Raw genomic sequence first — 22,239 nt, 5'->3', positions numbered from 1 at the left:
TCGATTTAGGGGGCGTTTGTGGCGGCCGTACCGCGGGAAACGATCATCTTGGCGGCCTCAGACTTCTGCACGTGCAAGTTCGCGAGCCAGATCAAGATATTGACCGGGAACCGCTATACCGTGCACCTGCGCGTGGCCGATCGAGTTTGCCCGCCGATCCCCCGGAAGCCGTGCGCCTTCGAGGCCGTCGATGGCCGTCAGCACCATTTCGAGACGATCCGTGAAGGAGCCCAGATTGCTTGGGCTCATGGCAATCAGGAACTGCCCGGACCCTGGAGAAGGACCCCTCGCGTCAAAAAAAGAAGCCACGCCCAAGCTGGGGTTTGCATCGGTGAAAACCGACGCGAGAACCTCAACCATCAAGGCGAGGACGGTTCCTTTTGCCCCTCCGGCTGGGGCCATAGAACCAGCCAATGCGGCGGCTGGGTCGGTTGTTGGCTTGCCGTCTTTGTCAAAGGCCCAGTCTGGCGGGATGGGCTTACCTGTTTTCTTGGCATGCATGACCTTGCCGCGCGCAACATGCGACAGCGCCAGATCAATCACCAGCGGCGGCGCGTCGCGTCGCGGGGCTGCAAAGGCGATGGGGTTGGTGCCAAAAACCGGGCTCGCGGCGCCCCAAGGGGCAATTGCTGGAGGGGCATTGGCAAACATCAAGCCCACAAGACCCTCGGCGGCGAGTTTTTCGACCTGCACCGACAACGCCCCCGCATGATGTGAGTTTTTGATCGACATCGTTGCTGTGCCGTATGAACGCGCCACGCTTATTCCCTGTGAAATCGCATGATCCAGTGCCGGGTATGCAAAGCCGAAATCGGCGTCAGTGGAGATCGCAGTTTGATTGGTCAAGCGTGAAGTAATTTTTGCGTCCCGGTTTATCTTTCCGCTGCGCACCTGCGCAACGTAGTCCCCGAGACGCGAAAAACCGTGACCCGCCTGACCTTCGGCTTCTGCCGCCACCAGCGCGTTGGCGACGGACTCAGAGTGTTCACTCGAAACCCCCTGAGCCACCAACGCCCCTAAAATCAGGGCTTTTGCCTCGGAAAGGCTGATGTTTTCCACTTGTGTCATGGTTTTGTCTTTGGTTGGGGCGGCACCTTTGCGCCGCCCCTATCCGACCTAGGCGCTGCGATAGAGCTTGGTCATCGAGAATTCGCGATGGCCAAGCGCTTCGGCGGCTGTGTTGCGGCCATTAGCTGTGCGGCGGATCATGTCGATCAAGGCATCGCCCGCTTCGTCAATGGTCTGTTCCCGGCGCAGGATACCCGAAACGTCGACGTCCACGTGCTCTCCCATCGTCCGCACGGTCCGAGGGTTCGCAGTGATCTTGATAACCGGAACAATCGGATTGCCCACCACATTGCCTTGACCCGTGGGGAAAGTGTGGATAACTGCGCCACCGGCCGCCATCAGGGTCACACATTCCGCCGCGGCCGAGGAGCTGTCCATGAAGTAAAGCCCCGCGCCCGAGCTTGGCGCTTCGGCGGCATCGAGGATGTCGATATATTGCGAGGTCCGACCGATCTTTTCGAGGTTACCCAAGGCTTTTTCCTCAATCGTGGTCAAACCGCCTTCGATGTTGCCCTTGGTCGGCTGGGAATCCGACAGGTCATCGGTCTGATGCGCAAAGATCACGTCGTCCTGATAGGCCTTCCACATCTTGTACCAGCGCTCGCCAACTTCTTCATTGATCGCGCGTTTCTGACAGATGTGTTCAGCGCCGGTAATCTCCGAGGTCTCACCGAAAAAGCCGGTGATGCCCTCGGGCAGCAGCTTGTCGTACATATTGCCAACCGTCGGGCAGGACCCCAGACCGGTGGTGGTGTCGGACTCACCGCATTTGGTCGAGATCCACAGCTCATTCAGCGAGCATTCCTCGCGCTGGTATTCCGAGGTCAGATGCACGAATTCCTTCGCGGCCCAGCTGGCCTGACGGATGGTTTCAAAGTCCCCCTTCTGCTCGATCGAGAATTCAGCGACCGGTTTGCCAGTTTCGCGAATGCCATCGGCAATCCGTTTGGTCCAACCGGGCTCAATGCCGATAACGACAACAGCGGCTACATTGGGGTTCGCCCCTGTTCCAATCATGGTCCGGAAGTGCAGTTCCAGATCCGCGCCAAACTGCAGGCGGCCATAAGCATGCGGGATGGCCAGTGTGCCTTTGACGTTATTGGCAACGGCTTCGCACGCCGCGTTCGAGATATCGTCGACCGGTAGGATAACCACGTGGTTTCGAACGCCGACACGGCCATTCTCACGACGGTAAGCATGCACAGACATATTTTTAAAATCGAGTGCCATGAAGAGGGCTCCTTACCAGCGCTTCGTTTTGCAGTTGTGGGTGTGGACGTGGCCACCCTTGGGAATGTCCGCAATGATCTTGCCGATATCCTCGCCGTATTTGATCGCGGTATCACCGTCCTTGAAGTCTTTCAGCGCGATCTTGTGGCCGATCGGCACATCAGCGCCCGATGTCAGGCGGAAGGTCGAATTGTCATGGGTTACGCAGACCAGCATATCGGTGCCGGCCGTCAGGCCCTCGACCACGACAACACCGACATTGTCGGCATGTTCGTGGACGAGCAAGTGGGGGATTTCAGCCATTTGTAGTCTCCTCAGGCGTCAGGTTTTAGAATGATTTTCGGGGCCGCGACGCGCCCTGCCAGAATGTCCTCGAAGGCGTGCGCGCCATCTGACAACGGGCGGCTTTCCACCCAGTCCAGTGCGCCCAGCCTGCCCTCGAACATGGCGGCGGAGGTGTCGCGGAAATCTTGTGCGGTATAGGTGTATGTGCCGATAAAGGTGATTTCCTGCAGCGTCATGCGACGCACATCCAGACCGCCTGTATCTTCACCCAGCCCGATGTGCAGAACCACACCTCCGGGCTTGGCAGCTGCAGAAGCAGCCGCCCTTGTTGCCGCAAATCCAACAGCGTCGACAACAACAGGGAACTCGTCCTGAACCTCCTTGGCGACTTGCATCCCGCAGGTGGAGGAGAGGTATTCTTGCCGGATGTCATTTCTCTCGACGACTACAACTTCCTCAAAGTCCATCGCTTGCAGGGATAAAGCGGCGGCCACTCCAATTGCGCCACCACCAATGACAAGCGCGTGGCGAGGTTCCGATGGATGCAGCGCCTCAACGCCAAGCCGGGCCGCGTGCCAACCAACGGCGATGGGTTCGGCCAGTGCTGCTTTGGCCAGCGACACATCATCAGGAACCGTGACCAGATTGGCTTCGGGGATGCGTACAAGCTCGGCAAAGGCGCCCTCGCGCGGGGGCATCGAGATGATCTGCCGCGTCGGACACAGGTTTTCACGTCCGGAAACACAGGCCGGACAGGCACCGCAATTGACCAGAGGGTTGATCGTCACACGCTCACCTGCTCGAGGTCCGTCCACGATGGTGCCAGCCGCCTCGTGCCCAAGGATAAGAGGGGCCGGGCGACGGTTGTCGTGACCCAGATAGGCATGCATGTCCGAGCCACAGATGCCCACGCTTTCCACCCGGATCAGCGCCTCGCCCAGCTGTGGGGTTGGGTCCCTGGTCTCTTCGTAAGACAGGGCCTGAACGTCGGTATAAACAAGAGCTTTCATTTTGCGGTGAACCCTCCATCCAGCATCAGGAGTTGGCCGGTCACGTAGCGAGAGGCTTCTGAACAAAGAAAAAGCAGAGGCCCATCGAGATCTCCGAGCGCCCCGTTGCGGCCAATGCAAGTTTGAGCTGCGTTACGTTCCGCGCGTTCGGGATCAGCAAAGACCGCCGCAGTCAATTCGGTCTCAAAAAAGCCCGGACCAATTGCATTCACATTGATCCCCGCAGAGGACCACGCTTCGGCCATGGCGCGGGTCATCTGGGCCACGCCGCCCTTTGAAGCGCCATAGGGAAGACCATTTGGAAAGGCCCGAAAGGACTGCAGCGAGGCAAAGTTGATAATCCGCCCCCAGCCTTTTGCCTTCATGGCCGAGACGAAGGCCTGGCTCAGGAAGAACGGGGCGGACAAGTTGACTGCAAGGGTCGCGTTCCAAATGTCTGGTGACAGGTCCTCGGCTGGCAATCTTGGGTTGAGGCCTGCAGCGTGAACAAGAATATCCGGCGCGCCGAACGGAGCAGCGATTTCGCGCACGAGCTCCGGTTGTTTTTCAAGATCGGCCACATCGCCAGCGACGACGGCAACGTTTGCGCCCATCTCATCGGCCCAGCTTGACAAGGCCTCGGCGCGGCGGGCGACGCCCACCACCTTTGCACCGGACTTTGCCAAGATCGTTGCCGCTTGTTGTCCGAGGCCAGAACTGGCCCCGGTCACAACGGCCACGCGGCCGTCAACGCTGAATAGTCGTGAGGAAGACAAGTGTTCTAGCCTTGCGCCGTCAGGTTGAATTCTTCGTCTGGGAAGTACTTCTTCAGGCGGATGTCAGCGGTGCGTGCGTGGCCTTCCATGCCTTCGAGGCGTGCAATCCGTGCGGTCGCTTCAGCGACGGGCTTGGCACCTTCACGGGTCGCGCGCTGCCAGGTCACGATTTTCATGTACTTGTGCACACTCAAGCCACCTGTGTAGCTGGCCGCCCCAGAGGTCGGCAGGACGTGGTTCGTTCCCGCCGCCTTGTCGCCAAAGGCCACGGTGGTTTCTTCGCCCAAAAACAACGAGCCATAGCAGCTGAGGCGATCCAGCCACCACTCCAGATCTTCCGCCTGAACGGTCAGGTGTTCGGGGGCGTAAGCATCGGAAGTTGCCGCCATTTCCTCTCGGTCCGCGCACAGGATGACCTCTGCGTAATCGCGCCAAGCGGCGGTGGCATTGTCGCGATTCACTTCTGGCAGATCGGCAATCAGTTCTGGCACCAGCCGCATGACCTCTTCGGCCAGGGCGCGGTCATCGGTGACCAGCCAAACCGGCGAGTTATAACCATGCTCGGCCTGACCTACGAGATCGGCTGCAACCACCATCGGATCGGCTGTTTTGTCGGCCAGGATCAGGCTGTCGGTCGGGCCAGCAATCATGTCGATGCCGACACGGCCGAACAGCATCCGCTTCGCCTCAGCCACGAACTGGTTTCCCGGACCTACGAGAATATTGGCCTTGGGCAAGCCAAACAGACCAAACGTCATCGCTGCAACGCCCTGAACACCGCCCATGGCCAGGATTTTGTCTGCCCCACAGATATGCGCCGCATAGATGATAGCAGGCGCAATACCCACATCGGGGCGTGGTGGAGAACAAGCGACGATATGCTTGCACCCGGCGACTTTCGCTGTGGTGACGGTCATGATCGCACTTGCGATATGGCTATACCGCCCGCCGGGCACATAGCAGCCTGCAGCATCCACCGGTATTGCCTTCTGCCCCGCGATAAAGCCAGGCACGACCTCAGTTTCAAAGTCTTTGACCGTGCCCAACTGCGCCTCGGCGAACTTCTTGACGTTGGCATGGCTGAACTGGATATCCTGCTTTAGCTTCTCAGGCACAAGGGCCGAGGCAGCCTCGATAGCCTCAGGTGACAACAGGATTTCGCCATCGTAATTATCGAACTTCCGGGCGTAGGCCATGGCTGCCTCATCCCCGCCGGCCTCGATTTCATCAAGAATGTCGCGGACGATTTTCTTGGTTTCCGAAGCATCGCTTTTCGAGGTCAGCGTCGCTTTTTTGAGATATTCTCTCGGCATTGATTGCTTCCTATTTGTAAATATCTGGCAGAAGAACGGTCGAGATCGTCGGCACGTAAGCGATGAACAGGGTGACGATCAGCATGAACAGGACGAACGGAATGGCGCGATAAGCGATCTTCAGGATCGACTCGCCCGTTATTCCCGCGACCACGAAAAGGTTCAGCCCCAAGGGTGGCGTGATAAAACCAACGCCCAAAGCTGTGATCATCATGATGCAGAACTGGATCTCGTTCATGCCGATGTCATCCGCCAGAGGCTTCAGGATCGGCGCGAGGATCACGATGTTCGGCGTCGTCTCCATCACGCAGCCCGCTGCGATCAGAATACCGACCATCATCAGGATAAGGACAAGCGGTTCGTCACTGACCGAGGTGGCGGCTGCCACGAAGCCCTGCGGAACACCTATGATGGCCAGTGCTTCAGCCAAAGGGGCCGAAAAGGCGATGATCGGCAGAATGACCCCGTTCACCTTGGCTGAACTGACCAGCATCGCTGGAAAATCGCTCAGGCTCAGAGTGCGCAGGATGAACCCCATAACAATGGTGACCACCACGGCAGTAGCGCCTGCTTCGGTCGGCGTCAGTCGACCCGAAAAGATGCCGTAGAAGATGATGCCGGGCACCAGAAAGGCATACCAACCTGACTTCAGGGCTTTGCCTAGCCGCGAGAAGTATTCGCCCATACTGATGTTGCCACCACCTTCCCAGCCCTTGAGGCGGTTCATGATGATGTTGGTGGCAAGAATGGACAGCAGGATCGCAATGCCAGGGATCAGAGCGGCCAGAAACAGTGTCGAGGCAGAAATCCCCAAAACAAGGCCGATGATGATATATGCGATCGATGGAGGGATCAGGATACCGGTACAGGCACCCGCAGCAACAAGAGCACAGGCATATGGCCGGGGGTAGCCGGATTCGACCAGTCGGTCGATCGTCATGCGGCCAACAGCTGCGGCCCCTGCGGCGTCCGAGCCCGAAATCGCGGCGAACATACCGCAGACAAGCACCGTGGCCGATCCAAAGCCGCCCTTGGCGAATTGCGTTAGAGCCTCGGCCACATCAAGAAATTTTCGACTGAGCCCGGTTCTGACGAGGACGTCGCCCGTTAAGATAAACAGCGGCACAGCCGTCAGCGCGAAAAAGTCGATCCCAGAGAACAGCTTTTCCCCGACGAGGCTCAAAGGCAGAGCCCCCGACCAGACAAGCATCACGATCGCGGCGGAACCGATGGCGGCCCAGACGGGAACGGCAAGTGCGACAAGGACGACGAACAGGATGACCGGGCCATAAAAATCCCAGCCGAGGACAACGGATTGATCGAGTTGGTTCCAAAGCATGTCCAGCCCCCTCAGTCGAACAGTTTGTCACCTTCGTAGACGGGGCGACCCGCACGAAGGTCCGCGATGTCGCGGAGGATGGATTGGAAGAGGCGAAGCAGAACCAGTGCGAAACCGATTGGAACGGCCATCAGGAACCACACGCGGCTGATACGCAGACCGTCTGTGACAGATCCGAATTTCGCGGAAACGTGGACTGTTTCGTAGGAATAGTAGAGCGCCACGACCGACACGGCGACCATCACAAAATCCCCAAAAAGATAGAGTAGCGCCTTAATCCGCGGGCTGACATAGTGCATGATCACGTCAATGCGGATATGTCCGCGTTCACGAACCGCAGCTGCAGCGCCGATCCATGCGAGGTAGATGAACGAGTACCGGACGATTTCTTCGCCCCAGATCGAGGAATAGGACAACAACTCGCGCCGAAGCACTTCGATGAACATAGTCGCCACCAGCATCGTGTAGAACACGAGCAGCAGCCAGCGCTCGGCATTCCGGTTCAGTTCTTGCAGTATTCGTTGCATGCAATCCTCCCGTTCACCGGCACCTCAAGGGCAGCCGGCAGCCGGATTTCCAAGTTGTTGTCAGATTTTTGGGGCGGCCAGAAACTATGCCGCCCCTGAAACGCGACGAGGCGTATCAAGCATCGTGAACGTAGTAGCGTCCTTTCGTGCCAGCCGCTTCTTCCAGCTTGGCAAAGTTGTCCATGGAACCGGCCAGCTCGACCTTGAACTCGTCCCAATCGGACAGTTGGTATCCACCAGCGGCTTTCCATTCTGCCAGCTGATCCTCGCTGAGGCTGTGGAACTCGACACCCGCTTTGCGCAATTCCGCCATTGCGTAGGTGCGCGCAGATGGAACTTTGGCCAGGTTCTGATGCGAGGTCAGCTCGCCCGCGAACTCGATGCCTTCCTGCACATCTGCGGGTAGCGAATTGAACCATTCCAGATTCATCGAGTAAATCTGGCTGTCCGGCACCGCCTGGGTAAAGGTGACATGGCTTAGGATGTCCTTGAAACCAAACACAAAGAGCGCCCCAACCGACGGGTCAAGAGCATCCGCCACGCCCTGTTTGATCGCCGAAGGCGTTTCGCCCCAGGCCACCGGTGTCGGGTTCGCGCCCACCATTCGATAGTATTGCTGCAGCATTTTCGAGCCGGGCACGCGGAACTTGACCCCCGCCATGTCGCCGGGCGTGATTACGGCGTTTCCGCCCTTGCGCACGGCCACAACACGTGGGTCGATATTGATGTAGAAAAGCGCCTTGAAACCTGCGGCTTCGATCTTGGGGTGTACTTCGGCTTTCCACGCATCCGAGGTCACTAGGTTGGTGAAGCGCTGGTTCGAGCCACAGAAATAGGGCATGTTGATCAGGTCAGCCGCGCTCGCATAGGGCGCGAAGTTCGACAGGGAATGCTGTGCGCATTGGATGGTGCCAGCCTGCACCGCCTGCACCAAGGCACCACCTGCCCCGAGCTGACCACCTGGTGCCAGCTTGACATAGACCTTGCCATTGGTGGCGTTCTGGATGTTTTCCTTCAGGTCCAGCTGCATGATCGGATAGCTGCGCGACGCACCCAAGACATACGCTGTCGCAAGGGTCATCGTGAATTCCGCTGCATCCTCGCGCTCACGCTCTTCCTTGGCGGTCTGTGCCGCGGCCTCGCTGGACCACAAGGTCCCCGCAGCGCCTGCAACCAGAGCTGCGGTGAAGCTACCGCTTCCTGCCAGCTTCAAGAAGTTCCGGCGTGAAGCCGAAGTCAATTCCTGCTTTTCACGATCCATGTTTTCCTCCCTATGGGTCATGTCATTTATTGTTTTTTTGATTTTGCAGCCGCCTCTTTCCTAAGCGTGACGACAACGAATGCGAGCGATGCCGCGAAGAGCAACACCATCTCTCCGACGTCGCCCAGGAATTGGCCGTAGCCAAATGCGCCCGCGACGACGTTGATCAGGAACGCCAGAAAAAGCGCAATGGCCGCGAAAATGAACATTGCCAAATCCCCCCTTCTCCGATTCGAGGTCACTGTAAGCGCTTACATTTTGCATTGCAAGCGCTTACACTGTACCTAGAAGGACACCCTAGTTGACCCCGCATTCCGAAGGGCGCAAATGGAGCGCCAAAGCCACGAGTGTAGTTAGGTAGATGACGAAGGCACCATTTCCAGACGAGCCAAGCCGGGCGTCACCGACACTGGAAGACGTTGCGCAGCGTGCAGGCGTTTCCACGGCCACTGTTTCGAGGTGCCTCAACAATCCTAAGATGGTGTCCGAGAAAACCCGAGAACGGGTCCTCAGCGCAGTCAAAACACTTGGCTACACACCGAACTTCGGGGCTCAGGCCCTTGCCGCCAAACGCACCAGAACCTTTGGCGCAATTATACCGACGATGGAAAACGCCATCTTCGCACGTGGCCTCCAAGCTTTTCAGGAAGAACTTCAGAGGCATGGCATAACCCTCCTTGTCGCCAGCTCTTCATATAACCCTGAGCTTGAAGAAGAGCAGATCCGCAGCCTCGTGGCACGCGGTGCGGATGCGCTCTTGCTGATTGGCTTTGACCGGACCCCACAGGTTTACGATTTCCTGAAGAAACAACGGATCCCGTGTGTAGTCGCCTGGGTCTATGATCCTGACCAAACGCACCTGTCCATCGGGTTCGACAACCGAAGCGCGATGCAGGCGCTGACCGAGCAGGTACTCGACCTGGGACATCGCGCCATTGCCTTTGTCACGGCAGAGAGGGACGGCAATGACCGGGCTCGGTTGCGCTGTGAGGGCGTAGAACAAGCGATGCTGTCTCGGAACCTTGATGTCGACAACCTGCACGTCATCGAAACGCCCTACTCGATCGACAACGGAGCGCGCGCCCTTGAGGCGGCGATGGAATTGGACCCGAGACCCACTGCAATCCTATGTGGCAACGATGTTCTTGCCGCCGGTGCTCTGAGGCAGGCCCGGAAAATGGGCCTTGAAGTGCCGAGAGATGTGTCCATCACCGGGTTTGATGACATTGAAATAGCAGAGATCGTAACACCGACCCTGACAACGGTTCATGTTCCTCATCGAAACATGGGTAAAGGGGCCGCTCGTATGCTGGTCGCTTTGCGCAAAGGTGAGGATGCGGGGTCAAGTGTACAGCTCGAAGCCACGACAAAGATACGCGAGTCACTCGGGCCTGCACCCCAGGCCTAGGACCCATGGCCACTAGTTGACACGAGCTACCTCTAAAGCATCCGGCCCACCTAGAAAGGGCAGGCCGGACAGGTTTTCGTGAGTGGATGGTCTTAGTCGTACAGAACGGCCGAGATTTTCGGGTCGTCGATATTCGAGGCATCGTAGTAGTAGAAGCCCGTGTCGATCAGGGTCGGTACTTCTTCACCGTTCAGGGCCGAAACGGCAGCTTTGACGGTTTCATAGCCGATACCAACCGGGTTCTGCGTGATCGCACCCGCCATCAGACCGCTTTTGATCGCATCTTTCTGTGCCTTGCCGCTGTCATAGCCAATAATGACCAGACCTTCGGTGCCCAGTTCCTGAACGCCATTCACAACGCCGATAGCTGAGCCTTCGTTGGTGCCGAAGATACCATTCAGATCCGGGTTTGCCGTCAGGATTGCCTTGGTCACCTCGGTCGATTTCAGGTGATCGCCCTGACCGTATTGAACCGTGACGACTTCGATGTCCGGGTATTTCTCGGCGATACGGTTGACGAACCCGTCGCGGCGGTCGATTCCTGTGCGGCTGGTCTGGTCATGCGCTACAACGGCAACCTTACCCTTGCCGCCAATCTTCTCGGCCATCTTGTCCGCTGCCAGACCGGCCGCTGCAAGGTTGTCTGTGGTCGCGGTCGAAAGCGGGATGTCGCTGTCCACGCCGCTGTCGAAGGCGATGATCGGAATGCCTTTGTCATTGGCCTGTTTCAGCAGCGGGATCGCCGCCTGACTGTCCAGCGCGGCAAATCCGATGGCTTTGGGGTTGTTGGCCAAGGCAGCCGCCAGCATATCGATCTGACGGTCCACCATGGTTTCGTTGTCAGGGCCTTCGAAGGTGATGGTGACATCAAACTCATCCGCCGCCTGCTCTGCGCCGGACTTCACCGCCTGCCAGAACTGGTGCTGGAAGCCCTTGGACACCAGCGGGATATAGATTTCTTCGGCAGCTGCCATCGAGGCGGGACCTGCCAGGGTGGCCGCACTCAGCGCCCCCAGAATGAAACGACGTGAAAACATGTTTTCTCCTCCACAGTTGGTCGTTTTGTCTTTAGATTATTCAGCCGGATTTCTTGCGCCGTGCCATGTCGGCATAGACGGCCAGAATGATGATCGCGCCGGTGACAACGGTCTGCCACTCCTGCGCGACGGACAGGACGCGCAGCCCGTTGGTTAGAACCGCCATGATCAGGGCGCCGATCAATGTGCCAAGGATCGTGCCGCGACCGCCCGAGAGCGACGTGCCGCCGATGACAACCGCCGCAATAGCCTCCAGCTCATACCCAAGGCCCAAAGCAGGCTGGGCTGAGTTAAGGCGCGAGGCGATCAGGATGCCGCCGATGCCGCAGATAGCCCCAGCCAGTGCGTAGATGCGGATCTTCCACATATCGGTGTTGACGCCCGACAAACGCACCGCCTCTTCGTTCGACCCCAGCGCAAAGGTATAGCGACCCAGAACTGTACGGCTCAGAATATACGAGGCGGCGATGGCGACGATAAACAAAATCAGCACGCCATTGGGGATGGGCAGTGCGGGGAAAACCTCTCCGATCAGCGACCCGCGCGAGATTTGGTCAAAGCCCGGCGTGTCGTTGAAGTAGATCGGTCGCGTCCCCGAAATCACCAGAGAGAGCCCCTTGAGGATCAGCATCATGCCGAGGGTGGCGATGAAGGGTGGGATTTTCATTTTGGCGACGAAGGTCCCCGAACACAGGCCGCAGAACGCGCCCGCCGCGATTGCAGCCGCGACACCCAATAGCAACGGCATGCCCAGATAGGTCAGCACCACCCCCGCGATCACCGCGCAAAAGGTCATCAACGTGCCCACCGACAGGTCGATCCCGCCGGTGATGATCACCAAAGTCGCGGCAACCGCCAGCACTCCATTGACCGAGGTCGCCTGCAAAATCGCAATCATGTTCGAGGTTTGCATGAAGTTCGGCGATGCGATCGAAAAGCCGATCAGCAGCGCGATCAAGCTCGCGAAGGCCAGCATTTTCTGGTAGGCGCCGCTTTCCGACAAGCCCCCGAGGGGTTTTTTCTTGTCGATATCCGTAGCTGTGGTCATTGCATTGTCCCCGTTACCTGCATCGCCGCCGCCCGTTGCGTGGCCAGATGCATGATGTCTTCTTGTGTGGTGTCTTTTCCGCCGGGCAGAATGCCGGTCAGCCGGCCTTCGCACATCACGGCGATGCGGTGGCTGAGGCGCATGATCTCGGGCAATTCCGACGAGATCACGATGATCGTCTTGCCCTGCTCTGCCAGCTCCTCGAGCAATTTGTAGATTTCGGATTTTGCGCCCACGTCGATGCCCCGTGTGGGTTCATCGAAGATCAGGATATCGCAATCGCGCAGCAGCCATTTGGCGATGACAACCTTTTGCTGATTACCCCCCGAGAGCAGCCGAACCTCTTGCACATCCGATGGTGTTCGGATGCCCAGCTGTGCGATGTAGCCCTTGGCGGTGGTACTGATCTCACTGTCGTTCAGAACGCCGCCAGTGCTTGTGAAAAGATCCATCGAGGCCAGCGCGATATTGTCCCGGACATTCATCCCCGTGGCTAGGCCGAAATGCTTGCGGTCTTCGGACAGATACCCGATCCCAGCCTTCACCGCGTCGGTTGGCGATTTGATCGAGACCACCTGACCATGCACCCGGATTTCACCGGCATCACTTGGATCAGCGCCGAAGATCGCTCGCGCGACCTCAGTTCGGCCAGCGCCCATCAGACCGGCAAAGCCAAGTATTTCACCTTTCTGAACCGAAAAGCTGACATCTTGAATTTCTTTGCTGCGGTTCAAGCCCGTAACTTGCAACGAAACCTCAGCATCGCCCAGATCGGGCACGTCCAAGGGCTCCTCATTCACTTCGCGCCCCACCATCATTGCGATGATCTGGCTGATCGGGGTCTCTGCGGCACCCACCGTGCCCACATATTCCCCATCGCGCATGACCGTGACCCGGTCCGAGATTTGCTTCAGCTCGTCCATTTTGTGGCTGATATAGACGATGCCCACACCCTCAGACTTGAGGCGGCGGATGATGACGAAGAGCTCGGCGATTTCGGCGTCGTTCAGAGCTGCGGTCGGCTCGTCCATGATTAGAACTTTCGACCGGAAGGACAAAGCCTTGGCGATCTCGACCATCTGCTGTTTTGCGATGGTAAGGCTGCCGACCAGCGCCTTGGGATCGAGGTTCAGGTTCATCGAGGCGAAGATATCGGCTGTTTGCGCATTCAGCGCGGCTTCGTCCAGACGACCAAAGCTTTTGCGCGGTTCGCGTCCGATGAAGATATTCTGCGCGACGGTCAGGTCATTCATCAGGCTCAGTTCCTGATGGATGATGCCAATGCCCAGATCCTGTGCCTCGCGCGGGGTGGTTGGGCTAACGGATTTCCCTTCGATCACCAGATCGCCGCCGTCGCGCTGATAGATACCCGAGAGGATCTTCATCAGCGTGCTTTTCCCGGCACCGTTCTCTCCCATCAGCGCGTGAACTTCACCCGGAAACAGATCGAACTGCACGGATTTCAGCGCATGCACACCGGGGAAGTGCTTATCAATCCCCGTCATGTCGACCAGTTTCGTCATTTCTCCTCCCATTCTGCCCTTCTCCCCAAGGGCGGTGCGGCTTACATCACCGCGCCGATTTGCCAAGGGACGAACTCCACGCCCCCAAAGCCAAGTTCTTCACTTTTGGTTTTCTCGCCCGAGGCGACACGGATCAGTATCTCGAACAGCTCTTCGCCTTTGGCTTCGATGCTGACGCCATCGGTGACGATGTCGCCGCAGTTCAGATCCATGTCGTCTGCCATCCGGGCATACATTTCCGAGTTGGTCGCCAGTTTTATGCAGGGTGTCGGCTGATAGCCTGACACCGAACCACGTCCGGTGGTGAACACAATCAGGTTCGCACCTGATGCCACCTGCCCCGTGACCGAGCATGGGTCAAATCCGGGGCTGTCCATGAAGACGAACCCATGTTTGTCCACCTTCTCACCGAATTTGTAGACGTCGCGCAGCGGTGCCGTGCCGCCTTTGGCGACAGCGCCCAGCGATTTCTCCAGAATGGTCGTCAGCCCGCCGCGCTTGTTACCGGGGCTTGGGTTGTTGTCCATCTCGCCGCCATTGCGCTCGGTATAGTCTTCCCACCAGTGGATACGCTCTATGAGCTTTTCGCCCACTTCGATGGTCTCGGCACGGCGGGTCAAAAGATGCTCCGCCCCGTAGATTTCAGATGTCTCGGACAGGATCGTTGTTCCGCCGTGGCGCACCAGCAGATCCGAAGCATACCCAACGGCCGGATTGGCCGTGATCCCGGAATACCCGTCTGATCCACCGCATTGCATTCCAACGGTGATTGCACTGATGGGCGCGGGCGCGCGCTCGGCTTGATTCGCCAGTTCGGCTATCCCCCGCAGCTCATCCAAACCGCGTTCGATCGTGCGGCGCGTGCCGCCCTCGTTTTGGATGGTCATGTAGCGCAACGCACCATCGGGGCGGATCGGGCGTCCTCCGACAAGGTCTGCGACCTGCATGACCTCGCAGCCCAAACCAATCAGCAGGATACCCCCGAAATTCGGGTGCTGAGCGTAACCGGCCAATGTTCGGAACAAGGTGGCATAGCCTTCATCCTTGCCGGACATGCCGCAGCCCGTGCCATGCACAATCGGCACTACCCCATCGACATTGGGGAAATCATCCAGGAGCCCAGACTTCTCGGCCGCCTCGGCAATGAACCTTGCAACCGAGCCCGAGCAATTCACGCTGGTCAAGATACCGATATAGTTGCGGGTCCCTACCCGCCCATCGGCACGATGATACCCGTCAAACGTCCGATCTGCGGGCAGCGTCGGAAGCGGAGCATTGGCACTGGCATGCGCATAGTCCTGTTGATGCGCGCCCATCCCCAGATTGTGGACATGGATGTGCGCACCCGGTGCGATGTCGCTTTTGGCCTGACCGATGATCTGGCCGTAACGTATCACGTTTTCACCAGCCCGAATCGGCATCGTCGCAATCTTGTGCCCGCGGGCCACTTGCGAGGTCAGAGGTGTCGGCACATGTGACGGCTGCTCGCCCGCCTGCAAGTCACGCAGGGCAATAACAATATTGTCATCAGGGTTAAGCTGAACGACGTCCCGCGCCGCCCTTTCCAGAACATTTATGCCGTCGTGTGCTTGCATCACTTCCCCGCTTGCTTGGTCCATGTTGCTAAGTGGTAGATCTTGTCTTGTCAACTAACATGTTAGAATGTTAAATCCTGGTTATGAACAAGCTCCAAGATATTGATGCCTCTCTCCTGCCCGAGATTACGACCACCGAAGGATCGCTGGCTCAGCGGGTTCACCACTCTTTGAAAACGGCGATTCTGGCGCTGGACTTTCCACCAGGCGCGAATCTTCGGAAGGCCCCGGTTTGCGAGCGTTTAGGCGTGTCACGCGCGCCTGTTGCGGACGCCATCGCCCGGCTTGCGTCTGAAGGTTTGGTGGATGTGGTCCCGCAATCGGGGACGCGCGTGTCCTATTTCTCGATGGATGAAATCCGCGAAGGCGCCTTCCTGCGCGAGGCACTCGAACTGGCAACCGTCGCCAAGGTGACGCGCGACCTGACCGAAGATCAGCGCAAACGTCTCAGCCGCAATATGCGCCTGCAAGAGCTTTTGATCGAAGATGACGATATTCCCGGCTTCTATCAGGCCGACGAAGAGTTTCACGGCATGCTGATGGACTTCACCGGCTTTCGCCGCCTCGCCAACGTTGCGCAGAACGTTTCCCTTCAAGTGAGCCGGGCGCGGATGCTGCTGTTGCCGACCCCCGGCCGGATTGCGGAAACACTGGCGGAACACAAAGCCATTTTTGACGCGATTTGCAGCCGCAACGAACAGGCCGCTCAGGACGCCATGCGTGTCCACTTGGGGCAGTTGATGCCGCGTATCGAGGAACTCAAGCAGCAAAAACCCCACCTTTTCAACCTCACCCAACAGTCGCATAGCGAGGCAGGATGACCGTTTCACAGACAGAATTGCTCAATAACCGCACTGCGCGGCCCGTTCCGCTGACCCGGATGGGATTTGGCGGTGCCCCGCTGGGAAACCTGTACCGCAAAGTGTCGGATGAAGACGCGCAGGCCGCGCTTCAGGCCGCCTATGATGCGGGTATCCGTTTCTTTGACACCGCACCGCAATACGGGCTTGGGCGATCCGAGCGCCGCTTTGGCGAGGCGATTGCTCGCTTTGGACGCGAGAACATCCAGCTGTCCACCAAGATCGGGCGTCTGCTGCTGGATTGCGAACCCCATGAGGTCACGCCCGAAGCATTTGTGGACGTTCCGCAAAAACGGATCGTGTTCGACTATACCTATGACGGGGTGATGCGGTCCTACGAGGCCAGCCGTGAGCGGATCGGGGTCGCAAATGCCGACATCCTTCTGGTGCATGACGTCTGCGTGTTCAGCCAGGGCAGCCAGAAAATGTCCGACGCCAAGGTGCGTGAGCTGTTCGACGGTGGCGGCTACAAGGCACTGGTTGAGCTGCGCGAGGCCGGAGAGATTGCCGCCATCGGCGCAGGTGTTAACGAATGGCAGGTGTGTGAAAAGCTGCTGGGTCTGGGTGATTTCGACGGCTTTCTGCTGGCCGGTCGCTACACGTTGCTTGAGCAAGAAGCATTGGACAGCTTCCTGCCCCTCTGTGAAAAGCGCGACGTGGGAATCATTCTGGGTGGGCCCTACAATTCCGGCATCCTCGCAACCGGAGCCGTGCCGGGTGCAAAATACAACTACGCTGATGCGCACGAGGAGATACTGGCGCGCGTCCGTAAGTTCGAGGCCGTTTGCGCCGCGCATGACACCCCTCTGATCGCGGCGGCCCTGCAATTTGTTCTGGGCCATCCGTGCGTCAAAACAGTCGTGCCGGGTGCCGTCAGCGCAGCCGAGGTGCAATCCAACGTGGCCCTGCTAGAGCGGGAAGTGCCCCCGGGCCTCTGGTCTGATCTGCGCTCCGAGGGGCTGATCCGACCGGATGCACCGCTTCCGAGTGAGGCCGCCGATGCTGCGTAACATCGACCCCATTCTGTCGCCCAGCCTGCTACATGCGCTCAGAGCCATGGGACACGGTGATGAAATCGTGATCGCGGATGCGAATTTTCCCGGCACAAGCACCGGCCCGGAATGTATCCGGGCGGATGGCTCAACCGCCAGTGAAGTGCTGCGGGCTGTGCTGTCCGTGATGCCTCTGGATACATTTGTGACTGACCCGGCCCTGACCATGCAGGTGGTCGGTGATCCGGACGCAATTCCCGAAGCCGTCGCCGATTTTCAGGACATCATCGACGCGACAGCGGACAACCCGGCCAAGGTACGGGGGCTTGAGCGGTTCGCATTCTACGAACGAGCGGCCAACGCATTTGCCATCGTTCAAACGGGCGAGCGTAGGCTCTATGGCAATATCATCCTGAAAAAGGGCGTGATCGCATGAGGATTGACGCTCATCAGCACTTCTGGGCCGTGGCGCGGGGGGACTATGGCTGGCTGACGCCTGACTTGGACGTGATCTACCGCGACTTTACCCCCGATGATCTGGCCCCGATGCTGAAAGACGTTGGAATTGAAGGCACCGTGCTGGTGCAGGCGGCACCAACGGTGGCTGAGACGGAATACATGCTGTCACTGGCCGACGAGACCCCATTTATCAAAGGTGTTGTGGGGTGGATCGATTTCGAAGCCCCGGATTCGGCGACCCAAATCGCTGCATTGGATACGCACCCGGCAATGGTCGGTTTGCGTCCGATGATTCAAGATATTGCCGACCCGCTCTGGATGCTGGGCCACGCTCTGACCCCCGCTTTTGCCGAACTTACAGCGCGGGGTCTGACGTTTGACGCATTGACCTTGCCGCAGCATCTGGGACCGCTCAGAAAGCTGCTGGCCCGTCATCCGAATATGAAGGTCGTCATTGATCACGGCTCCAAGCCGCTGATCCGGGACGCAATACTCGAGGGTTGGGCCGCGGATATGGCAGCGCTGGCTAGTGAGACCAACGCATGGTGTAAACTGTCCGGTCTTGTCACCGAAGCCGCATCCGATTGGACCGTCGATGATCTGCGCCCCTACGTGGACCACCTGCTGAACACCTTCGGCCCGTTGCGGCTAATCTGGGGCAGCGATTGGCCCGTTTGCACCTTGGCCAGCAGCTACGAACGCTGGCTGGAAACCACGGGCGTTTTGCTCAGCCAACTCAGCAGCTCCGAACGCGATGCCGTGATGGGTGGCAACGCCGCGCGCGCCTATAACCTCAGGGATTGATATGACTCTACCAAATCTGGACTCCAACGGGCTGTGGCTCGGACGTATTGAGCGCGCTGGGATTGGCCCCTGCATTGTGACCCTGCGCGATGGCCGCGTGGTCGACATCACATCGAAAACCGCACCAACCGTTCGGGATATTCTTGAGCGGGACGATGCCGCCGATTATGTCCGCGCGGTGCAAGGCGAAGACCTTGGCCCGTTTGACGCGGATCACCAGTGGCTCGCACCGTGCGACCTGCAAGCGGTAAAAGCCTGCGGCGTGACGTTTGCCGGCTCGATGGTCGAGCGCGTAATCGAGGAACAGGCCGCAGGCGACCCAGCCAAAGCTGAGGCGATACGGTCGCGCATCGGTGCGCGGATTGGCGACAGCCTGTCAAATATCACACCCGGCTCGAACGAGGCCGCAAAGGTCAAAGAGGCGCTTATCGAAGAAGGTCTCTGGAGCCAGTACCTCGAGGTCGGGATCGGACCGGATGCCGAGGTATTCTCCAAAGCGCAGGTTTTGTCTTCGGTCGGCTCGGATGCGGATATCGGGTTGCACCCGATTTCCACCTGGAACAACCCCGAACCTGAGGTGGTTCTGGCCGTAACCTCTCGCGGCGAAATCAAGGGCGCGACCTTGGGCAACGATGTGAACCTGCGCGATGTCGAGGGGCGCTCGGCCCTGTTGCTCAGCAAGGCCAAGGACAACAACGCGTCATGCGCGATCGGGCCGATGATCCGGCTGTTCGATAATGGCTTCACCCTCGACGATGTGCGAAAGGCCGAGTTGACACTGACCGTCACCGGGCCCGATGGGTTTGTTCTGAACGGCGCGTCTTCGATGTCCCAGATCAGCCGCGATCCGGCGGATCTTGTGAAACAGACCATTGGACGCCATCACCAATACCCGGACGGGCTGATGTTGTTTCTGGGCACGCTCTTTGCCCCAACCCAGGACCGTGACACGCCCGGAGGCGGCTTTACACATAAACTGGGCGATATCGTCACCATCGCCAACAGCCAGCTTGGGGCGCTGACAAACACGGTGCGCCTGTCCACGGAATGCCCTGAATGGACCTTCGGGGCCTCACACCTGATGCGAAACCTCGCCCAACGCGACCTGCTTTAAGAGAGAACCAACATGTTAACCGGAAAACACCTGATAGCTGGCGAATGGGTCGGCGCAGACGCTACTTTTGCATCGGAACCTGCTCATGGTCCCAGCCATGACTTTGCTGTGGGTACGCCCGCATTGGTCGACCGTGCCGTAGACGCCGCCGAGCAAGCCTTTGCCTCATTCGGATGGTCGACACGTGCCGAGCGGGCCGCTTTGCTGCGAAAGATCGCAGATGAGATTGATGCACGCGGCGATGCGATCACTGAAATCGGAAAGCAAGAAACCGGCCTGCCCGAGGCCCGTTTACAAGGCGAACGTGGCCGTACCGTCGGTCAGTTGCGTTTGTTCGCCGATCACATTGAGGCGGGCGACTATCTGGACATGCGCCACGATCCGGCCATGCCTGATCGCGCGCCCCTGCCCCGCCCCGACCTGCGCATGATCCAGCGTCCTCTGGGACCTGTGGCTGTGTTCGGCGCGTCTAACTTCCCGCTGGCCTTCTCGGTCGCGGGAGGCGATACGGCGGCCGTGTTGGCCGCAGGTTGCCCCGTCGTGGTCAAGGGCCATTCGGCGCATCCGGGTACGGGTGAGATCGTCGCGCAGGCCATTGATGCTTCTATCAAGGCGACAGGCGTCAATCCCGGTGTGTTCTCTTTGGTGCAAGGCGGCAAGCGGGACGTGGGAACACGTCTGGTGCAGCACCCTCTGATCCGGGCGGTAGGGTTTACAGGCAGCCTCGCTGGTGGTCGCGCCCTGTTCGACCTGTGCGCGCAACGAAATGAACCAATCCCGTTCTTCGGTGAGCTTGGCTCGGTCAATCCGATGTTCATCCTACCGCAAGCCGCCGCCGCACGCGGGACTGAGATCGGGACCGGCTGGTCTGGCTCTTTGACCATGGGAGCAGGGCAGTTCTGCACCAATCCCGGTATCGCGGTTATCATTGACGGCCCCGAGGCAGATGTGTTCCAGTCCGCCGCCGAAGCTGGCCTGTCCGCTATAGCCGAGCAAACCATGCTGACCGATGGTATCGCCGACGCCTACCGTCAGGGCGTTTCGCGTGTCGCAGCGGGCACCGGAGTCACTCAGATCATGGGTACCAGCTGCGCGACGCGTAATGCGGCCCCCTACTTGTTCACGGTGTCCGGCGATGACTGGCTGGCCGATCACAAACTGCAGGAGGAGGTCTTTGGCCCGCTCGGCATCGTCGTCCGCGTCCGCGACACGGCTCAGATGCAGCAGATTGCGCGCGCCATCGAAGGCCAGCTGACCTGCACCTTGCATTTGGACCCCGGCGACAAGTCCGACGCACAGGCGTTGATGCCACTGCTGGAGCGTAAAGCCGGGCGCTTGCTGGCCAACAGCTTCCCCACAGGGGTCGAGGTCTGCGACAGCATGGTTCATGGCGGCCCCTACCCGGCATCGACGAATTTCGGCGCGACATCGGTGGGAACCCTGTCGATCCGTCGTTTCCTGCGGCCGGTCTGCTATCAGGATATCCCCGCTGACCTGCTTCCCGAGGATGTCTAGCGCTGCCGGATGCACCTTGCGGGCAACGTTAGCACAAATACCACCGAACAGCCGTTGCCCTTAACGGCGGCTTAACGATCCAAGCAACGAAGGAACTCAATATGAAACTGCTCCGTTATGGCCCGAAGGGCGCTGAGAAACCTGGGCTGCTGGATGCCGAAGGTACGATCCGCGATCTCTCGGGGGAGGTTAGCGACATATCCGGCGAAGCACTGGGGGATGAAACGCTTGCGCGATTGCGGGCAATGGATCCCGCAAGCCTGCCCAAAGTCGACGGCTCACCCCGTATCGGTGCTTGCGTAGGTCAGGTGGGCAAGTTCATCTGCATCGGTCTGAACTACGCAGATCACGCCGCCGAAAGCGGTATGGACCTGCCGCAAGAGCCGGTGGTTTTCTTCAAAGCCACCTCGGCGATCATTGGCCCGGACGATACCGTCAAAATTCCGCGCGGCTCGGTCAAAACCGATTGGGAGGTCGAACTGGGCGTCGTCATCGGGAAGGAGGCCAAGTATATCTCGGAAGAAGAAGCATTGGATCACGTTGCTGGGTATTGCGTCGTCAACGACCTGTCCGAGCGTGATTTTCAGCTGCACCGCTCGGGCCAGTGGGTCAAAGGCAAGTCCGCCGACACGTTTGGCCCCATCGGACCTTGGTTAATGACGCGCGACGAGGTGCCCGACCCGCAGAACCTGCCGATGTATCTTGAGGTGAACGGGCACCGGTATCAGGACGGCTCGACCAGAACGATGCATTTCGGTGTTGCGATGGTGATCTCGCACCTGTCGCAATTTATGTCACTGCAACCGGGCGATGTGATCTCGACCGGGACACCTCCGGGCGTGGGTATGGGGCAGAACCCTCAAACCTATCTGAAGCCAGGCGACCAAATGGAGCTAGGGATCGAAGGGTTGGGTGTGCAACGACAGAGTGTCGTAGCCGGGTAACCGATAGCGTCCTTTCTATCGGACGCCATTGTATCAACAAAAAAAGCGCCGCCCTTTTGGGCGGCGCTTTGATTGTTTGTGTTTTGGTTGGTTTATTCTGCGGCCTGTGGTGCCTCGGCGTGTTTGTCACGCTGGCTGTCGCGGAACAGCGC

Annotated in this window: 22 protein-coding genes; 8 read left to right on the top strand and 14 right to left on the bottom strand. The window is 58.9% G+C overall.

Annotated features, from left to right (window positions below):
- Positions 1-57: 57 nt before the first annotated feature.
- From ACR0C3_RS14535 to ACR0C3_RS14490, 10 genes are all read right to left on the bottom strand, one after another.
- Positions 58-1,068, bottom strand: coding sequence for an Ldh family oxidoreductase (locus tag ACR0C3_RS14535; RefSeq protein ID WP_480759097.1), 1,011 nt, complete (start codon positions 1,066-1,068; stop codon positions 58-60).
- Between the two features lie 48 nt (positions 1,069-1,116).
- Positions 1,117-2,298, bottom strand: a complete 1,182-nt coding sequence (locus ACR0C3_RS14530) for a UxaA family hydrolase (protein WP_170549834.1) — start codon at positions 2,296-2,298, stop codon at positions 1,117-1,119.
- A gap of 12 nt (positions 2,299-2,310) precedes the next feature.
- Positions 2,311-2,601 (bottom strand): UxaA family hydrolase, encoded by a 291-nt coding sequence (locus ACR0C3_RS14525; protein WP_170378184.1) that lies wholly within the window; start codon positions 2,599-2,601, stop codon positions 2,311-2,313.
- Positions 2,602-2,612: 11 nt separating this feature from the next.
- Complete coding sequence (locus ACR0C3_RS14520; RefSeq protein ID WP_480759095.1) at positions 2,613-3,593, bottom strand: zinc-dependent alcohol dehydrogenase; 981 nt, start codon at positions 3,591-3,593, stop codon at positions 2,613-2,615.
- A complete protein-coding gene (locus ACR0C3_RS14515; RefSeq protein ID WP_480759094.1) occupies positions 3,590-4,312 on the bottom strand; it encodes an SDR family NAD(P)-dependent oxidoreductase in 723 nt (240 codons plus the stop codon). Before ACR0C3_RS14515 ends, ACR0C3_RS14520 begins: the two co-directional genes overlap by 4 nt.
- A 41-nt stretch (positions 4,313-4,353) precedes the next feature.
- The gene (gene hisD, locus ACR0C3_RS14510) at positions 4,354-5,661 is read right to left on the bottom strand and encodes a histidinol dehydrogenase (protein WP_170549840.1); all 1,308 of its coding nucleotides are present in this window, start codon (positions 5,659-5,661) and stop codon (positions 4,354-4,356) included.
- A 10-nt stretch (positions 5,662-5,671) separates the two neighbouring features.
- Positions 5,672-7,000, bottom strand: a complete 1,329-nt coding sequence (locus ACR0C3_RS14505; RefSeq protein WP_480759093.1) for a TRAP transporter large permease — start codon at positions 6,998-7,000, stop codon at positions 5,672-5,674.
- Positions 7,001-7,011: 11 nt separating this feature from the next.
- Positions 7,012-7,527: a TRAP transporter small permease gene (locus ACR0C3_RS14500; protein WP_170378174.1), complete on the bottom strand. Its 516-nt coding sequence runs from the start codon at positions 7,525-7,527 to the stop codon at positions 7,012-7,014.
- Positions 7,528-7,642: 115 nt separating this feature from the next.
- A complete protein-coding gene (locus tag ACR0C3_RS14495; RefSeq protein WP_170378172.1) occupies positions 7,643-8,788 on the bottom strand; it encodes a TRAP transporter substrate-binding protein in 1,146 nt (381 codons plus the stop codon).
- A 26-nt stretch (positions 8,789-8,814) separates the two neighbouring features.
- Positions 8,815-8,997 (bottom strand): hypothetical protein, encoded by a 183-nt coding sequence (locus ACR0C3_RS14490; protein ID WP_170378170.1) that lies wholly within the window; start codon positions 8,995-8,997, stop codon positions 8,815-8,817.
- A 152-nt stretch (positions 8,998-9,149) separates the two neighbouring features.
- Between ACR0C3_RS14490 and ACR0C3_RS14485 the strand changes: the two genes are divergently transcribed.
- Positions 9,150-10,196: a LacI family DNA-binding transcriptional regulator gene (locus ACR0C3_RS14485; protein WP_170378168.1), complete on the top strand. Its 1,047-nt coding sequence runs from the start codon at positions 9,150-9,152 to the stop codon at positions 10,194-10,196.
- Positions 10,197-10,288: 92 nt separating this feature from the next.
- Here the strand turns inward: ACR0C3_RS14485 and ACR0C3_RS14480 are convergent, their stop codons facing one another.
- From ACR0C3_RS14480 to ACR0C3_RS14465, 4 genes are read right to left on the bottom strand one after another with little or no spacing between them, the layout of a single operon-like run.
- Positions 10,289-11,233 carry an ABC transporter substrate-binding protein gene (locus ACR0C3_RS14480; protein ID WP_170689178.1) on the bottom strand — a complete coding sequence of 315 codons (945 nt, stop codon included), beginning with the start codon at positions 11,231-11,233 and terminating at the stop codon, positions 10,289-10,291.
- 40 nt (positions 11,234-11,273) lie between these two features.
- On the bottom strand, positions 11,274-12,281 hold the full coding sequence (locus ACR0C3_RS14475) for an ABC transporter permease (RefSeq protein WP_170378165.1): 1,008 nt from the start codon (positions 12,279-12,281) through the stop codon (positions 11,274-11,276).
- Positions 12,278-13,804 (bottom strand): sugar ABC transporter ATP-binding protein, encoded by a 1,527-nt coding sequence (locus tag ACR0C3_RS14470; protein ID WP_480759091.1) that lies wholly within the window; start codon positions 13,802-13,804, stop codon positions 12,278-12,280. Before ACR0C3_RS14470 ends, ACR0C3_RS14475 begins: the two co-directional genes overlap by 4 nt.
- A gap of 41 nt (positions 13,805-13,845) precedes the next feature.
- Positions 13,846-15,399: a UxaA family hydrolase gene (locus ACR0C3_RS14465; RefSeq protein WP_480759362.1), complete on the bottom strand. Its 1,554-nt coding sequence runs from the start codon at positions 15,397-15,399 to the stop codon at positions 13,846-13,848.
- Positions 15,400-15,482: 83 nt separating this feature from the next.
- Between ACR0C3_RS14465 and ACR0C3_RS14460 the strand changes: the two genes are divergently transcribed.
- The 7 genes from ACR0C3_RS14460 to ACR0C3_RS14430 all read left to right on the top strand — a co-directional run bounded on the left by ACR0C3_RS14460 (position 15,483) and on the right by ACR0C3_RS14430 (position 22,087).
- Positions 15,483-16,220: a GntR family transcriptional regulator gene (locus tag ACR0C3_RS14460; protein WP_480759090.1), complete on the top strand. Its 738-nt coding sequence runs from the start codon at positions 15,483-15,485 to the stop codon at positions 16,218-16,220.
- Positions 16,217-17,269, top strand: a complete 1,053-nt coding sequence (locus tag ACR0C3_RS14455) for an aldo/keto reductase (protein ID WP_480759088.1) — start codon at positions 16,217-16,219, stop codon at positions 17,267-17,269. Before ACR0C3_RS14460 ends, ACR0C3_RS14455 begins: the two co-directional genes overlap by 4 nt.
- Positions 17,259-17,687 (top strand): RbsD/FucU family protein, encoded by a 429-nt coding sequence (locus tag ACR0C3_RS14450; RefSeq protein WP_480759086.1) that lies wholly within the window; start codon positions 17,259-17,261, stop codon positions 17,685-17,687. Before ACR0C3_RS14455 ends, ACR0C3_RS14450 begins: the two co-directional genes overlap by 11 nt.
- Positions 17,684-18,514, top strand: coding sequence for an amidohydrolase family protein (locus ACR0C3_RS14445; protein ID WP_480759085.1), 831 nt, complete (start codon positions 17,684-17,686; stop codon positions 18,512-18,514). The genes ACR0C3_RS14450 and ACR0C3_RS14445 overlap by 4 nt, the downstream gene beginning before the upstream one ends.
- A gap of 1 nt (position 18,515) precedes the next feature.
- Positions 18,516-19,628 carry a fumarylacetoacetate hydrolase family protein gene (locus ACR0C3_RS14440; RefSeq protein ID WP_480759084.1) on the top strand — a complete coding sequence of 371 codons (1,113 nt, stop codon included), beginning with the start codon at positions 18,516-18,518 and terminating at the stop codon, positions 19,626-19,628.
- 12 nt (positions 19,629-19,640) lie between these two features.
- Positions 19,641-21,143 (top strand): aldehyde dehydrogenase (NADP(+)), encoded by a 1,503-nt coding sequence (locus ACR0C3_RS14435; protein WP_480759083.1) that lies wholly within the window; start codon positions 19,641-19,643, stop codon positions 21,141-21,143.
- A gap of 101 nt (positions 21,144-21,244) precedes the next feature.
- Positions 21,245-22,087 carry a fumarylacetoacetate hydrolase family protein gene (locus ACR0C3_RS14430; RefSeq protein WP_480759081.1) on the top strand — a complete coding sequence of 281 codons (843 nt, stop codon included), beginning with the start codon at positions 21,245-21,247 and terminating at the stop codon, positions 22,085-22,087.
- Positions 22,088-22,239: the final 152 nt, after the last annotated feature.

The organism is Ruegeria sp. CK3, assembly GCF_056536565.1.
Note: the sequence above shows the minus strand (reverse complement) of the source record. Positions and strands in the feature narration are given on the sequence as shown.